Annotated in this window: 12 protein-coding genes and 2 tRNA genes; 2 read left to right on the top strand and 12 right to left on the bottom strand. The window is 65.4% G+C overall.

Annotated features, from left to right (window positions below):
- The first annotated feature begins 51 nt into the window (after nt 1–51).
- Together NVV90_RS00070 and NVV90_RS00065 are read left to right on the top strand one after the other, a co-directional pair.
- Nucleotides 52–1,071, top strand: coding sequence for a hypothetical protein (locus NVV90_RS00070; protein ID WP_258439169.1), 1,020 nt, complete (start codon nt 52–54; stop codon nt 1,069–1,071).
- A 141-nt stretch (nt 1,072–1,212) separates the two neighbouring features.
- Nucleotides 1,213–2,088: a glycosyltransferase family 2 protein gene (locus NVV90_RS00065; protein ID WP_258439168.1), complete on the top strand. Its 876-nt coding sequence runs from the start codon at nt 1,213–1,215 to the stop codon at nt 2,086–2,088.
- Between the two features lie 25 nt (nt 2,089–2,113).
- Here NVV90_RS00065 and NVV90_RS00060 read toward each other — a convergent pair whose 3' ends face one another.
- The 12 genes from NVV90_RS00060 to dnaA all read right to left on the bottom strand — a co-directional run bounded on the left by NVV90_RS00060 (nt 2,114) and on the right by dnaA (nt 15,254).
- Nucleotides 2,114–3,034, bottom strand: coding sequence for a DMT family transporter (locus NVV90_RS00060; protein WP_258439167.1), 921 nt, complete (start codon nt 3,032–3,034; stop codon nt 2,114–2,116).
- A 76-nt stretch (nt 3,035–3,110) separates the two neighbouring features.
- Nucleotides 3,111–3,186: transfer RNA gene (locus NVV90_RS00055), tRNA-Ala, on the bottom strand.
- 73 nt (nt 3,187–3,259) lie between these two features.
- On the bottom strand, nt 3,260–3,376 hold the full coding sequence (locus NVV90_RS00050; protein ID WP_258439166.1) for a DLW-39 family protein: 117 nt from the start codon (nt 3,374–3,376) through the stop codon (nt 3,260–3,262).
- A gap of 47 nt (nt 3,377–3,423) precedes the next feature.
- Nucleotides 3,424–3,497, bottom strand: a tRNA-Ile gene (locus tag NVV90_RS00045).
- A gap of 113 nt (nt 3,498–3,610) precedes the next feature.
- Nucleotides 3,611–4,255 carry a DUF3566 domain-containing protein gene (locus tag NVV90_RS00040; protein WP_258439165.1) on the bottom strand — a complete coding sequence of 215 codons (645 nt, stop codon included), beginning with the start codon at nt 4,253–4,255 and terminating at the stop codon, nt 3,611–3,613.
- Nucleotides 4,252–6,924, bottom strand: a complete 2,673-nt coding sequence (gene gyrA / locus NVV90_RS00035) for a DNA gyrase subunit A (RefSeq protein ID WP_258439164.1) — start codon at nt 6,922–6,924, stop codon at nt 4,252–4,254. The genes NVV90_RS00040 and gyrA overlap by 4 nt, the downstream gene beginning before the upstream one ends.
- A gap of 60 nt (nt 6,925–6,984) precedes the next feature.
- Nucleotides 6,985–9,063: a DNA topoisomerase (ATP-hydrolyzing) subunit B gene (gene gyrB, locus NVV90_RS00030; protein WP_309304082.1), complete on the bottom strand. Its 2,079-nt coding sequence runs from the start codon at nt 9,061–9,063 to the stop codon at nt 6,985–6,987.
- Nucleotides 9,064–9,419: 356 nt separating this feature from the next.
- Nucleotides 9,420–9,974, bottom strand: a complete 555-nt coding sequence (locus NVV90_RS00025) for a DUF721 domain-containing protein (protein ID WP_258439163.1) — start codon at nt 9,972–9,974, stop codon at nt 9,420–9,422.
- Nucleotides 9,961–11,154 (bottom strand): DNA replication/repair protein RecF, encoded by a 1,194-nt coding sequence (gene recF / locus NVV90_RS00020; protein WP_258439162.1) that lies wholly within the window; start codon nt 11,152–11,154, stop codon nt 9,961–9,963. The genes NVV90_RS00025 and recF overlap by 14 nt, the downstream gene beginning before the upstream one ends.
- Nucleotides 11,155–11,178: 24 nt before the next feature.
- Nucleotides 11,179–12,063: a phosphogluconate dehydrogenase (NAD(+)-dependent, decarboxylating) gene (gnd, locus tag NVV90_RS00015; RefSeq protein ID WP_258439161.1), complete on the bottom strand. Its 885-nt coding sequence runs from the start codon at nt 12,061–12,063 to the stop codon at nt 11,179–11,181.
- 103 nt (nt 12,064–12,166) lie between these two features.
- Nucleotides 12,167–13,291, bottom strand: coding sequence for a DNA polymerase III subunit beta (gene dnaN / locus NVV90_RS00010; protein ID WP_258439160.1), 1,125 nt, complete (start codon nt 13,289–13,291; stop codon nt 12,167–12,169).
- Between the two features lie 541 nt (nt 13,292–13,832).
- A complete protein-coding gene (gene dnaA / locus NVV90_RS00005; protein WP_258439159.1) occupies nt 13,833–15,254 on the bottom strand; it encodes a chromosomal replication initiator protein DnaA in 1,422 nt (473 codons plus the stop codon).

Genomic DNA, 15,254 nt, shown 5'->3' with positions numbered 1-15,254 from the left:
GTCAGGCGACGTAGGCTAACAATTAATCAGCATGTGTATCGGGAGGTAATTGTGAAAAAATCAGACCGGATTGCCCGTGAACTTGAACACTCCGTCGCCGCGGGTGTGGACAACGCCCGCGACTGGGCTGCGCCCCGCGTCGAAGCAGCCGTGAACTGGGCTGTTCCCCGCCTGCAGCACGGTATTGACAGTGCTTCCCCGAAGATCCAGGAGGGTCTGAAGACGGCAGCGCACAACCTCGCCGACGGCGTCGCAACCGTCACGCCGCGCCTCCAGGAAGGCCTGGCGAACCTCGCGCCGAAGATCCATGACGCCGTGGATGACGCCACGCCCAAAATCCAGGAAGCCCTCAACAAGGCCACCCCTGCCCTGGGCATTGCACGCGACAAGGTGGTGGACGAGTACCTGCCCAAGCTCTCCGAACAGCTCGGCCACGCCTCCGAGGTGGTCCACCACGCCCTGGAGAACGCCCCTGCCCAGGTTGATGCCGTAGCCCAGAAACTGGTGGATTCCGGAGTGGTGCACACCCTGCAGGACCAGGCCCAGACGGCCGGATCCCAGCTGAAGGCCGTGGCCGGGGAAGCGTCCAAGGCAGTCAGCGCCGAACTCACCCGGCCGCGCAAGCCCAAGAAGCGGGGCTTGCTGATCGTTACCGTCATCGCCGCAGCCGTGGCTGCGGGCGTTGCCGCGTGGAAGGCTTCCAAGCCGGTCGAGGACCCGTGGAAGACCCCGGTACCTGTCACTCCGGCCCCGGTGCCCGCCGCTCCTGCTGCCCCCGCCGCTCCGGTGGCCGGCCCCGTGGCCGAAGCCAAGGAAGCCATCAAGGAAGCCGCCGAAGAGGTGTCCGAGAAAGTCCAGCACGCCGCCGAAGAGGTGTCCGAGAAAGTCCAGCACGCCGCCGAAGAGGTGTCCGAGAAAGTCCAGCACGCCGCCGAGGAAGCCAAAGAGACAGCCGCCAAGGTTGCCACCGACGCCAAGACCGCGGTCAAGAACATCGCGGCGAGCCTGCACAAGGAAAGCGACGCCAAGGCCGCCGGGAGCACCGCTTCAGGGGACGCTGACGGCAAGTAGCTGCACGGCGGACGGGCCCTGTAGCCCGCGCCAGCAAACAATGTGAGGGGATTCCGGCACCGCCGGAATCCCCTCAGTGTTTATCCAGACGTAACCCGGACCTCCGGCAATGTCCCGCGGCGTGATGTTAGATTTGTGGAGATGTCAGCCGATGGATCCACCCAAGATGTACTCAGTGACGCCCCCGCCAGGCCGGGCGTTTCCATCGTCATCCCGGCTTACAACGAGGAATCCGTCATCCGGCAGTGCCTCATCGCTGCCATCTACCAGTCGGCTCCGGCTGACGAGATCATCGTGGTGGACAACATGTCCACGGACCGCACGGCTTCGATCGTCCGCCAGATGCAGCAGGAGTATCCGGAGAGCCCCATCATCCTGCTCAGCCAGGACGAATCCCAGGGCCTGATCCCCACCCGCAACTTCGGCCTCAACCATGCCACCGGTGAGGTCCTGGGCCGCATCGACGCCGATTCCGTGCTCGAACCGGACTGGGTGGAACAGGTGCAGATCGCGTTCATGGATGCCTCCGTGCAGGCCGCCACCGGCCCCGTGGTCTACTACGACATGCCCATGCGCCGCTTCGGACTCAAGGCCGATGACAAGATGCGCCAGCTCATGCTCCGCCTGGCCAAGCACCAGTACCACTTCCTCTTCGGCTCCAACATGGCGCTGCGCCGCTCCGCCTGGGAAACCATCCGCGATGAAGCCTGCCTGGACGAGAAGGACGAGATGCACGAGGACATCGACCTCTCGCTGCACCTTGCCGAGCACGACCTCAAGGTGCAGTACTGGCCGCAGATGGTCTCCGGCATGTCCGCGCGGCGCTTGGAAGACTCCCCGCGCGATTACCGCTACTACGTGACGCGCTTCGACCGCACGTACAAGGCCCACAACGTCAAGAAGATGGCATTGAAGGCACCCATGGTGGTGTTTTTCTCCGTCTACTTCCCGGCCAAGATCCTGCGTGCCATCCACACGGCCAACTCCAGCCAGGTGGCCCGCCGGGGCGGCCAGTAACGCCGGCTGCGGCCTGCAGCCGGCGTCAGTCGGTGCCGAGCCCGGCGATCTTCGGAGCCGCAGCGTCCGCCTCGCCACCCTTGTTCCGCATCTGGCCCACCACCACGACGGCGAGTCCGGCCAGGATGAGCGCCAGGCCGGCGTAGGTCCCGGCCGGCAGCGTCTCGTGCAGGAAGATCGCTGCAAGGATCGCGGCTCCGGGGATCTCCAGCAGGATGATCATGGAGACCAGCAACGGGCTCATGGTCGCCAGGAGATGGTTGAACGCGGTGTGCCCCACCAGCTGCGCACAGACGGTGATGGCGAGAATCCCCAGCCAGCCGCCGGCGTCGAACCCTGTGAGCGGCTGGCGCATGAAGAGGGCCAGCACGGCCACCATGGCGGCGCACAGGCCGTAGCAGAGCGTTGTGTAGACCCCCACGCCCATCGTCTGGCGGGCCCTGCCTCCGGCCAGTGTGTAGAGGCCGGCCAGGGCGCCGCCGGCAAGGGCCAGGAGGTCGCCCAGCAGGGCCTCGGGGGAGGAACCCATGTCGAAGCCTGTGATGGCCACGACGCCGCCGAAGGCGATCCCCAGGCCCACCAGGACCGGCCAGCGGTGCCGGGTGCCGCGGAAGAGCTGGAAGACGGCGATCCAGGCCGACTGCAGGCACACGAGGGCGCTGGCGGCCGCCACGGAGGTCAGCTGCAGCGAGGTGATGAAGCAGGCGAAGTGCAGGGCCAGGGCGGTGCCTGCGACGGCGGACCAGGTGAACTCGTGCCGGGTCACCTTGCCGAACTGGCGTGGTTCGCGGACCAGGACGGGGGCGGACATGACCGCCGCGCCGATCGCATTGCGCCAGAAGGCGATGGCCAGGGCGCTCACGGACGTTGCCCCCAGCGTGCCGGCAATCAGCGGGCCGGACGATGCAACCCCCAGCACGCCCAGGGCGGCAATAAGAAGATTCACGTTCAAACCCTATCGGGAGCAGGCAGGTGCCGCTTAAATGCAAAAGTCCCGGTCATTTCTGACCGGGACTTTCTTATGGTGGAGGCACGGGGACTCGAACCCCGAACCCCCTGCTTGCAAAGCAGGTGCGCTACCAATTGCGCCATGCCCCCATAAGAAGCAACCCGTCAATCATACACCAGCCGTACCGATGGTTTTCACCATCCGCCTTTGCGGGCCCCTTCGCTAGTCAACCGTGTCGGTTGCCTTGCTCCAGACTTCTTTCCGGGCTTCGGATTCCTGCACCTTTTTATAGAGCAGGACACCTGCGATCGCAGCTGCAACAATCAGCAACTTCTTCACAAGCACCTCATTCCGGTTCAGTGTTACCTGAACCTGCTTTGGTTCCGTGGGCGTACCAGGACTTGAACCTGGGACCTCTTCGTTATCAGCGAAGCGCTCTAACCGCCTGAGCTATACGCCCCGATGCCTCATCGGGCCGAGATATGACTGTACAGCACATCCCGGCCCGATCTCAAATCGAGGCATTTTCACCGCTGTTTTGCGGCGATTCCGGCTTGTTTCCGGGGTTTTTGGCTAGTCGTCCGTGAGGGTGACGCCGATTCCGCCAACCAACGTTGCCGAAATGTTATACAAGACAGCCGAGAGCATGGACAGCGCCGTCAGGAGCACCACATTCACCACGGCGATGATGGTGGCGAAGGACGCCACCTGGCCCAGGGAAGCAACCTTCTTCAGTTCGAAGGCGCCGCCTTCCGAGCCTGCGAGGGTGCCCAGGAGGCTGTCCACCTGGTTGAAGATGCCGGTGAGGTCCAGGACGGTCCACAGCACGATCGCGGCCACCACGGTGACGATGCCCAGTGCCACGGACAGCAGGAACGCCATCTTCAGCACCGACCACGGGTCCACCTTGCTGACCAGCAGGCGCGCACGGCGCACCTTGGCCTTCGGTGCGGGCTTCACGAGCCCCGGGTTGCCCTGCGCAGGCCGCTGCCCGGGCTGGAGGGGCCGCTGGCCGGGCTGTGCCGGCCTCTGGCCCGCCGGGCGCACTCCTGCCGGCGCCGGACGCTGGCCCGGGACCGCCGGGCGTGCACCTGCGGGGCCGGCCGCGGGCCGCTGCTGCGGGCGGGCAGGTGCGCCTGCCTGCGGGGCGCCGGTCGGCTGCCGGATCCCGCCGGGGACGTCAGTGCTCGGCTTGGGATATGAGTCTGGATTACTCACTCGTTACCTCCGGTGTTGTCTTCGTTCAGCTCCGCGTCCGGCCCGTTGTCCGGATCCGCGGTCTCTCCCGATTCTGCCGTAGCGGGCGCCTCAATGGCGCCGCCGTTCGCAGCCAACGTTACGTCATCGTCGTGTACGTCTTCGGACTCTTCGCCTTCGAGCCCCCGTTCGCTGTTGCGTGCCACCTCGATGATGCGGTCATTCTTGTCCGGCTTGGCGAAGATGACGCCCATGGTGTCGCGGCCCTTGGCGGGCACACCGGTGACGGCGGAACGAACCACCTTGCCGCCTTCCATGACCACCAGGACTTCGTCTTCCTCCTGGACAATCAGCGCGCCAACGAGGTCGCCACGCTCCTCGGCAAGCTTGGCCACCTTGATGCCAAGCCCGCCGCGGCCCTGGAGCCGGTATTCCTCGACGGCGGTGCGCTTGGCGTAGCCGCCTTCGGTCACCACGAACACGAACGAGCCGTCCTGGACCACGTCGGCCGCCAGCAGTTCGTCGTCTTCACGGAACTTCATGCCTGTGACGCCGGACGTCGCGCGGCCCATGGGGCGCAGGGCGTCGTCGGTGGCGGTGAAGCGGATGGACTGGCCCTTGCGGGAGACCAGCAGGAGGTCGTCGGTTTCGGACACCAGCTGCGCCGAGACCAGTTCGTCTTCGTCGCGCAGGTTGATGGCGATGACGCCGGCGGAGCGGTTGGTGTCGTAGTCCTCCAGGCGCGTCTTCTTGACGAGGCCGCTCTTGGTGGCGAGCACCAGGTACGGGGCCTGCTGGTAGTCCTTCAGGTCCAGGACCTGGGCGATGTGCTCGTCCGGCTGGAAGGCCAGCAGGTTGGCCACGTGCTGGCCCTTGGCGTCGCGCCCGGCCTCGGCCAGTTCGTAGGCCTTGGCCCGGTACACGCGTCCCAGGTTGGTAAAGAACAGCAGCCAGTGGTGCGTGGTGGTGACGAAGAAGTGCTCCACCACGTCGTCGCCGCGCAGCTGGGCGCCCTTGATGCCCTTGCCGCCGCGCTGCTGCGAGCGGTAGTTGTCGCTGCGGGTGCGCTTGACGTAGCCGCCGCGGGTGATGGTGACGACCATTTCCTCCACGGGGATCAGGTCCTCCATGGACATGTCGCCGTCGAAGCCCATGAGGATGTGCGTGCGGCGGTCATCGCCGTGCTTGGCCACGATCTCGGCCAGCTCGGTGCTGATGATCTGGCGTTGGCGCTCTTCGGAGGCAAGGATCGCGTTGTACTCGGCGATCATGGCTTCGAGCTCGGCGTGCCGGTCCTGGATCTTCTGGCGTTCCAGGGCGGCCAGGCGGCGCAGCTGCATGTCCAGGATAGCGCGGGCCTGGAGCTCATCGATGTCCAGCAGCCCCATGAGGCCGTCGCGGGCAGCCTCGGTGGTGTTGGATGCGCGGATGAGGGCAATGACCTCGTCCAGCATGTCCAGGGCCTTCAGGAGGGCGCGCAGGATGTGCGCTTCTTCCTCGGCCTTGCGCAGGCGGTACCGGGTACGGCGTGCGATGACGTCCATCTGGTGCGTCACCCAGTGCCGGATGAAGGCATCCAGGCTCAGGGTGCGCGGTACGCCGTCCACGATGGCGAGCATGTTCGCCGAGAAGTTGTCCTGCAGCTGCGTGTGCTTGTACAGGTTGTTCAGGACCACCTTGGCCACGGCGTCACGCTTGAGCACGATCACCAGGCGCTGGCCCGTGCGGCCGGAGGTCTCGTCGCGGAGGTCGGCGATGCCGGAGATCTTGCCGTCCTTGACGAGCTCGGCGATCTTGATGGCCAGGTTGTCCGGGTTGGCCTGGTACGGCAGTTCGGTGACCACCAGGCAGGTGCGGCCCTGGAGTTCCTCCACGTTTACCACGGCCCGCATGGTGATGGAGCCGCGGCCCGTGCGGTAGGCGTCCTCGATGCCCTTGTGGCCCAGGATGGTGGCGCCCGTGGGGAAGTCGGGTCCCTTGATGCGCAGGAGCAGCTCTTCGAGCAGCTCTTCGCGGTTGGCGGTGGGGTTGGCCAGGTACCACTGCACGCCATCGGCGACTTCGCGCAGGTTGTGCGGCGGGATGTTGGTGGCCATGCCGACGGCGATGCCCGAGGAACCGTTGACCAGCAAGTTCGGGAAACGCGCCGGCAGGATGGTGGGTTCCTGGTTCTTGCCGTCGTAGTTGTCCTGGAAATCGACGGTTTCCTCGTCGATGTCGCGGACCATTTCCATGGCCAGCGGAGCCATCTTGGTTTCGGTGTACCGGGGTGCTGCCGCGCCGTCGTTGCCGGGCGAACCGAAGTTGCCCTGGCCCAACGCCAGCGGGTAGCGCATGGTCCAGTCCTGGATCAGGCGGACCAGGGCATCGTAGATGGCCGTGTCGCCGTGCGGGTGGTACTGGCCCATGACCTCGCCCACCACGCGGGCGCACTTGTTGAAGGAGCGCTCCGGGCGGTAGCCGCCGTCGAACATCGCGTAGAGCACGCGGCGGTGGACGGGCTTGAGGCCATCGCGGACGTCCGGAAGGGCGCGGCCGACGATGACGGCCATGGCGTAGTCCAGGTAGGAGCGCTGCATTTCCGTCTGCAGGTCCACCTGCTCAACGCGGTCAATCAGCACATCACCCTCAAGAACGGGTTCCGGGGTGCCGGGTGATTCAGCGGGAACCTCGGGTGTTTCGTCACTCATTGTCTATGTTTTCCGTTTCAGGTATATGTCGGTCCAGGACTATTTCGTCGGCGATAGCCGCTAGATGTCGAGGAACCGAACGTCCTTGGCGTTCTGCTGAATGAAGTTTCTGCGTGATTCGACGTCCTCGCCCATCAGGGTGGAGAAGATCTGGTCCGCGGCCAGGGCGTCATCCATGGTCACCTGAAGCAGGGTCCGGTGGTCCGGGTCCATGGTGGTGTCCCACAGTTCCGTGTAGTCCATTTCGCCGAGGCCCTTGTAACGCTGGATGCCGTTGTCCTTCGGAATGCGGCGGCCGGCAGCCTGGCCGGAGAGCAGCTTGGCGTCGCGTTCGCGGTCGCTGTAGACGTAGTCGTGCGGGGCATTCGACCACTTGATCCGGTACAGCGGCGGCTGGGCCAGGTAGACGTAGCCGTTCTCAATCAGCGGGCGCATGTAGCGGAACAGCAGCGTCATCAGCAGGGTGGTGATGTGCTGGCCGTCAACGTCGGCATCGGCCATCAGGACGATCTTGTGGTACCGCAGCTTGGCGAGGTCGAAGTCCTCCCCGATGCCCGTGCCGAACGCGGTGATCATGGACTGGACCTCGGCATTGCCCAGGGCCTTGTCCAGCCGGGCCCGCTCCACGTTCAGGATCTTTCCGCGCAACGGCAGGATGGCCTGGGTTTCCGGGTTGCGGCCGCGCTTGGCGGAACCGCCTGCCGAGTCACCCTCCACGATGTAGACCTCGCAGCGCGAAGGATCCTTGGAGGAGCAGTCGGAGAGCTTGCCCGGCATGCCGAAGGACTCCAGCGGGCTCTTGCGGCGGGCGTTGTCGCGGGCCTTGCGGGCAGCCATGCGTGCCTGGGAGGCCTGGATGGCCTTGCGGATGACATCCCGGGCGGGGCCGGGGTTGCGCTCCAGCCAGTCGCCGAGCTGGTCGGTGACCACGCGCTGCACGAAGCCCTTGACCTCGGAGTTGCCGAGCTTGGTCTTGGTCTGGCCTTCGAACTGCGGTTCGGCGAGCTTGACCGAAATGACGGCGGTGAGGCCTTCACGGATGTCGTCACCCGTGAGGTTGTCTTCTTTTTCCTTGATGATGCTCTTCTCGCGCGCATAGCGGTTGATGAGCGAGGTCATCGCGGCGCGGAAGCCTTCTTCGTGCGTGCCGCCCTCGTGGGTGTTGATGGTGTTCGCGTAGGTGTGGACGCTCTCGGAGTACGCGGTGGTCCACTGCATGGCCATTTCGACGGCGATGTGCCGCTCGGTGTCCTCGGTTTCGAAGGCGATGACGTCCTCGTGGACCACCTCCACCTTCTTGTTCGAGTTCAGGTGCTTGACGTAGTCCAGCAGGCCGTCGTTGTACTGATAGACAACGGTGCGGTGCTCGGCAGCGACTTCGCCTTCCGTGGTCACCACGTCCAGGTCGAGGTCGTCCACGGAGGCGCTCTGCACCGGGCGTTCGTCCGTCAGAGTGATCTTGAGGCCCTTGTTGAGGAAGGCCATCTGCTGGAAGCGTGCGCGCAGTGTCTCGAAGTCGAAGACCGTGGACTCGAAGATCGTGCCGTCCGGGTAGAACGTCTGCGTGGTTCCGGTTTCCGTGGTGGCTTCGCCCTGGACGAGCTCGCCCTGCGGCTTGCCGCCGTCGGCGAAGGACATGCGCCAAACGTGACCCTGGCGGCGGACCTCGGTGTCCACGCGGCGGGACAAGGCATTGACCACGGAAATGCCCACGCCGTGGAGGCCGCCGGAGACGGCGTAGCCGCCGCCGCCGAACTTGCCGCCGGCGTGCAGGATGGTCATGACCACTTCAACGGTGGGCTTGCCCTCGCTGGGGTGGATGTCCACTGGGATGCCGCGGCCGTCGTCCACTACTTTCACGCCGCCGTCGGCGCGGAGGGTGATCTCGATGTGGCTGCAGTAGCCGGCCAGGGCCTCATCCACGGAGTTGTCCACCACTTCGTACACCAGGTGGTGGAGGCCGCGCGGACCGGTGGAACCGATGTACATGCCGGGGCGCTTGCGCACCGCTTCGAGGCCTTCGAGGACGGTGATGTCGCTGGCGCCGTATTCCCTGGGTGCCTCGACCGTCGTTTCCGGTGTGGAGGCATTCTCCGCCACGGGCTCTACTGCCAAGGTCTCTGCATTGTCGTTAGCCACAGGCGCTGTCGACTCCTCTGTACTCGATGATGGCCGTTCCCGGATCTGCCCGCGGTGAACCGCAGGCGCCAACAGGGACGTGACTGATAGCGCCGATGCATCGGTTGGCTGGTGGTCCGGTCCCATTCTCTGGAAATCCGACCCCGTCAACATCGCACCGGCGCCCAGTTATCTATGCCGATTCTACCGTGAAATAGGGCCTTTCCCCGCCAATACGGGGCCAGCCGGGCCGGGAAAGTGCCCTTGGGAGGCCGTTGGCCCCCACTGGAAGGGCCCTGTGGTGGGTCAGATGGGTGCCTATACGGCCCGCGGGCGTTGAATCGCTCTGCACGGCGTCCAGCCTCCGCCGGTTCTCCTCAGCCGTAGGTGTCGCGGGGGCCGCGTCCGTTGACGCTGCGTCCGCCCTTGCGCCAGCTCGGCGCCGAGGGTCCCAGCACCTGGATGCTCGTGACCACGCCGTCGCCCAGTTCATTGCGGAACATCTCCAGCAGGCTCATGCTCAGCAGCCGGAGCTGGGTGGCCCAGGCCGTGGAATCGCAGCGCACATGGAGGGTGGTGTCGGTGAAGCTTTCGGGGGTGCAGTGGGCCGAGATTTCCGGACCCACCAGGGTGGCCCACTCCGCCATGACGGAGCCCACGGCCACCGGCGAGGTCCAGCCGCGCTCGGCCACGAGCCGGCCCACCACCTTGCCCAGGCCCAGGGGATCCCGGCCGCTGCCGTGGAACTGGGCGAAGCCGCGGGTATCCCGCATGCCCTTCCGCTTGGGCGCCTCCCCGGAGCGCGGGGCGCGCTGCCGGACTTCGCCACGGGCCGCGGCGGCGTCGCGCATGCGGTTCAGCGCGGCCTGGGCGGCGTCGATTTCGTCGGGATCCCGGCCGGGCTGGAGTCCGTCGCGGCTATCCTTCGCCATCGATGCCTCCCGGAACAACGGTTACGCGCCGTCCGGCCAGCTCCTCCGGGATGTCGGCGTCGACGGCGGCTGTCACCAGGACCTGTTCGGCTCCGGCAACTATTGCTGCCAGTTTACGCCGACGCTGCACGTCCAGTTCGGCGAACACGTCGTCCAGGATCAGGATCGGCGCGGTGCCGCCGGTCCTGGTGTCATCCAGCATCACGTAGTAGGAGGCAAGCCGCAGGGCAAGGCACATGGACCAGGTTTCGCCGTGCGAGGCGTAGCCCTTGGCAGGGGCCTCGCCAAGGACCAGTTCGAGCTCGTCACGGTGCGGGCCCACCAGCGAAATCCCGCGCTCCAGTTCCCTGCGGCGGGACGCCGCGAACGCCTGGACATAGCGTTCGGTGAGCTGGTCCACGGACAGCAGCCGGAGGTCCTCGCCCGACGCCGGAGCCTCAGTTGCGCGCTCGGCCGGACCGCCGTCGTCGTCCAGGACGCCCTGGATCGTGGAGCGGTACACGGCGCCGGCCGTCTTGGAGCCGTCCGTGAGCTGGGCGTACGCGCCGTCCAGGTGCGGGCGGAGCCGCTCCACCAGTTCCAGGCGGGCGTGCAGCAGCTCGGCGCCGGCCCGGGCCATGTGCTGGTCCCACACATCAAGGGTGGCTTCGTGGCCGGCCGAGAATTTGCCGACGCGGGCCGATTTCAGCAGGGCGTTGCGCTGTCTGAGCACACGGTCGTAGTCGCTGCGGGTGGCAGCGTGCCGCGGAACCAGGCTGACCAGGAGTTCATCGAGGAAACGGCGCCGGTTGGACGGATCGCCCTTGACCAGGGCGAGGTCCTCGGGGGCAAACAGCACGGTCTGGCAGATGCCCAGGAGATCCCGTGCACGCACCGGATTGCCGCGGTTGATGCGCCCCCGGTTGGCCCGGCCGGCGTTGATTTCGAGCTCGATCACCGTTGACTGTTCGCCGCGCACCAGCTTGGCTCGGATCAGGGCGCGTTCGGTTCCGAAGCGCAACAGCGGCCCGTCGGTGCTGACACGGTGCGAACTCAGGCTCGCCAGATAGCCGATGGCCTCCATGAGGTTCGTCTTGCCGATGCCGTTGGCACCCACCAGGACGGTGACCCCGGGGCCGAGCTTGAGGTCGACCTGCGCGTAGCTGCGGAAGTCGGTGAGCGAAAGATGTTCTAGGTACACGCCTGCTGCTGGACTCCCCGCGGCCTAGCTGGACGGACGCGTGGCGTGGCCACCGAATTGATGGCGCAGCGCCGAGACCATCTTCATGGCCGGGGAGCTGTCCTCGCGGGAGGAGAACCGGGCAAAGAGCGCGGCCGTGATGGCCGGTGCCGGGACCGCGTTGGCGATGGCTTCCTCCACGGTCCAGCGGCCTTCGCCGGAGTCTTCCACGTAGTCATCGATCGAGGCCAGGCCAGGATCCTCGTCCAGGGCCTTGACCATGAGGTCCAGCAGCCAGGAGCGCACCACGGTGCCTTTCTGCCAGGCGCGGAACGTGCCGGGGAGGTCGTTGACGATGTCCTTGGCGGCGAGCAGTTCGTAGCCTTCGGCGTAAGCCTGCATCAGGCCGTACTCGATGCCGTTGTGGACCATCTTGGCGTAGTGGCCTGCGCCGACGCCGCCCACATGGACGAAGCTGTCGGCGCGGTCGCCTTCGGGGCGGAGGGCATCGAACACGGGCATGGCCAAAGCGATGTCCTCGTCCGAGCCGCCGGCCATGAGGCCGTAGCCGTTCTGCAGGCCCCAGACCCCGCCGGACACGCCGCAGTCGGCGAAGCGGATGTCCTTCTCGGCCAGTGCAGCAGCGTGCTTCTGGTCCTCGGTGAAGCGCGAGTTCCCGCCGTCGATCACGAGGTCGCCGGGGCTGAGCTTGGCGCCGAGCTCGGTGACCACGGCATCGGTGATGTCGCCGGCCGGAACCATGATCCAGACCAGCCGCGGCGTCGGAAGCGCGGCGATGAGTTCATCCACGGACGAGACGTCGGTGATGTCCGGGTTGCGGTCGAAGCCGGTGACTTCAATGCCGCCGTTTCGCATGCGTTCCCGCATGTTGAAACCCATTTTTCCAAGGCCGATCAGTCCGATATGCACGACGTGAACTCTTTTCTGCGGAGGTGGCGGTGGTGGCTGCGGAAGGCCCAACTGACTCGCATTAGTGGTTGTTCTGAGCGCTCAGAACAACCACAACTGCCAGCTAGTTGGGGAGGCGGACCGGCATCACGAGGTAACGGTAGTCGCCTTGGTCGTCGCCGTCGGCCCCGGCCTGGGCGGTGATCATGGCCGGCTTGGGCGCGGTGGTGAAGGAGAACCGGACGTACTTGGTTTCGATGACGCTGAGGCCCTCCACCAGGTAGTGCGGGTTGAAGGCCACGGTGATGTCGTCACCGGACAGCTGGGCTTCGAGCTCTTCGGAGGCCTGGGCGTCTTCGCCGGTGCCGGCGTCGAGGTTCAGGAGCCCCTGTGTGAAGGCGAGGCGGACTGGGGTGTTGCGTTCGGCCACGAGGGACACGCGCCGGACGGCTTCCACGAGTTCCTGGGTCTGCACAGTGGCGTGGATCGGAGTGGAGTCCGGGAACAGCGAGCGGATCTTGGGGTAGTCGCCGTCAACGAGCAGCGAGGTGGTGGTGCGTCCGCCGCTTTCGAAGCCGATAAGGCGGCTGTCGTCGCTGGCGATGGCGAGGTTGATGTCGCCGCTGCCACCAAGGGTCTTGGCTACTTCGTTCAGCGTCTTGGACTTCACCAGGGCACTCGTGGAAATGCCCGGAGTGACGGGCTTCCAGGGCACTTCGCGCATGGCCAGCCGGTAACGGTCTGTTGCCAGGAGGGTGATCATGTCATCCTCGATCTCCATCCGGACACCGGTGAGGATCGGGAGAGTGTCGTCCTTGCTGGCGGCGATGATCACCTGGGAAACGGCCTGGGCAAAGGCGTCACCGGGGAGGGTTCCGCTGATTTCCGGGAGTGCCGGCAGGGCCGGGTATTCGGACTCCGGCATGGTGGCCAGGTGGAAGCTGCTTCGGCGGCAGCTCAGTGTGACTTTGCTGCCGTCGGTTTCGACGTCCACTGGGGCGGAGGGCAGGCTGCGGCAGATGTCTGCGAGCAGGCGGCCGGAGACCAGGATGGTGCCCTCGGTGGTGATGTCAGCCGGGATTTCCAGGCGTGCGGAGGTCTCGTAGTCAAAGCTCGAGAGGGTGACTGTCCCGGCTTCAGCCTTGAGGAGAAGACCCGAGAGCACCGGAACAGGCGGCCGCGGAGACAACGATCGGGCGGTCCAGGTTACGGCTTCTGCCAGGACGTCCCGTTCGACTCTGAACTTCACGGAAGGGTGCCGCCTTTCATTGCTGCTGCCATGTCCAAACCGCGGATCCCTGTCTGGAACCCGCCAAAATCGTCGCGCTCCGGCACCGGAAGCTGCATGGTCAACGCTGTGCGAACCACAAAACAGACCCAGGGATGGGAGCGCTGCTGACAGCTTAGCCGGAAGATCCGCGATTAACCCATCCCCAGGTTTCCGGCCGGTGCTTCGGCACAGCCGTTGGCTGGGCCCGGCGGGCGGTGGAGGGAGATTGTTATTTGAGGAATTTCAATTTTTTGGGATTCGTAGTGTTAATAACTGCTGTGGAAACTGTGGATAACCCCGTTTCGACGCGCCGTTCCGCAGTTAAGCCCTGTTCACGAGATGTGCGTTAACCGGGTTTTAAACAGGGTGTGGATGGGGACAACCTTCAGGCCCGTTTTTAACGATCCACAGACGGCTTAAGGGTTTTAAGCCCATTAACCGCGCTTGTCCCCTTAAGTATCCACAGGCTTATCCACATGTGCCTGTTAATAAGGTATGTGGTGGCGGCCGCGCTGTGGATTCAGGAGTTTCGCTGCTGCTGTTTGATGCGGTTGGTCAGCTCGGTGACCTGGTTGTAGATCACACGGCGCTCGGCCATCAGCTCGCGGATCTTGCGGTCCGCGTGAATGACGGTGGTGTGGTCGCGGCCGCCCAGCTCCTGTCCGATCTTGGGCAGGGACATGTCCGTCAGTTCGCGGCAGAGGTACATGGCGATCTGCCGCGCCGTCACCAGGGTGCGCGTGCGGGACTTGCTGCAGAGCTCTTCCATGCTGAGCTTGAAGTAGTCTGCGGTCTGGTCGAGGATTTGCTTGGCAGTGATCTCCTGGGCGCCGTCGTCGGTGATGAGGTCCTTGAGGACCATCTCGGCGAGGGCAACATCCACCGGCTGGCGGTTCAGGCTGGCGAACGCGGTGACGCGGATGAGGGCGCCCTCGAGTTCGCGGATGTTGCTGGAGATCTTGGACGCGATGTACTCCAGGGCGTCGTCCGGCGCCGAGAGTCCTTCGCTGAGGCCCTTCTTGCGCAGGATCGCGATGCGGGTCTCGAGCTCCGGCGGCTGGATGTCCGTGAGCAGGCCCCATTCGAAGCGCGAGGTCATGCGGTCCTCGAAGCCGGCCAGCATCTTGGGCGGCTGGTCCGAGGTGATGACCACCTGCTTGTTGGCGTTGTGCAGGGCGTTGAACGTGTGGAAGAACTCTTCCTGCGTGCGGTCCTTGCCCGCCAGGAACTGGATGTCGTCGATCAGCAGCACATCCACGTTGCGGTACGTGGTCTTGAAACTGGTGCCTTCGTCGTCACGGATCGAGTTGATGAAGTCGTTGGTGAACTCTTCGGAGTTGACGTAGCGGACGCGGATGCCGCTGTAGAGCCGCCGGGCGTAGTGGCCGATCGCGTGCAGCAGGTGCGTCTTGCCCAGCCCCGAGTCGCCGTAGATGAACAGCGGGTTGTACGCCTTGGCTGGTGCCTCCGCGACGGCGACGGCGGCCGCGTGGGCAAAGCGGTTGGAGGAACCGATCACGAAGGTATCGAAGATGTACTTCGGGTTCAGCCGGCCGAATTCGTGCGAGGTGCTCGGCGGAGTGGGCTGCGGCTTCGGTTCTGCGGCGAGGTCAGGCACCGCGGAAAGCTCGACGGCGGCTTCCGGCTCCTTGTGGAGGGGCACCAGATCGGTGTCGACGTCGATTGCGCAGCGGATGTCGTCGGAGAAGACACTGCGGAGGGCGTCGTCGAGGGCGTCCTTGACCTGGGTCTGGAGGACCTCCCGGGTGAGTTCATTGGGAACGGCCACCAGAAGGGTGGAGCCGATCAGGCCCTGCGCCTGGGCAAGGATGACGAAGCCGCGCTGCCGGGGGCTGACCCGCTCGTCCTGTTCAAGCAGGCTCAGCACCCTTCGCCAGGAACTTCCGACAGTATTGGCGTGGTTTGCTTCGTCTACTGTCAT

The sequence above is a fragment of the Arthrobacter sp. CJ23 genome (assembly GCF_024741795.1).
GTDB lineage: Bacteria > Actinomycetota > Actinomycetes > Actinomycetales > Micrococcaceae > Arthrobacter.
The sequence above is the reverse complement of the archived record's forward strand: the minus strand, read 5'-3'. Positions and strand labels throughout refer to the sequence as shown.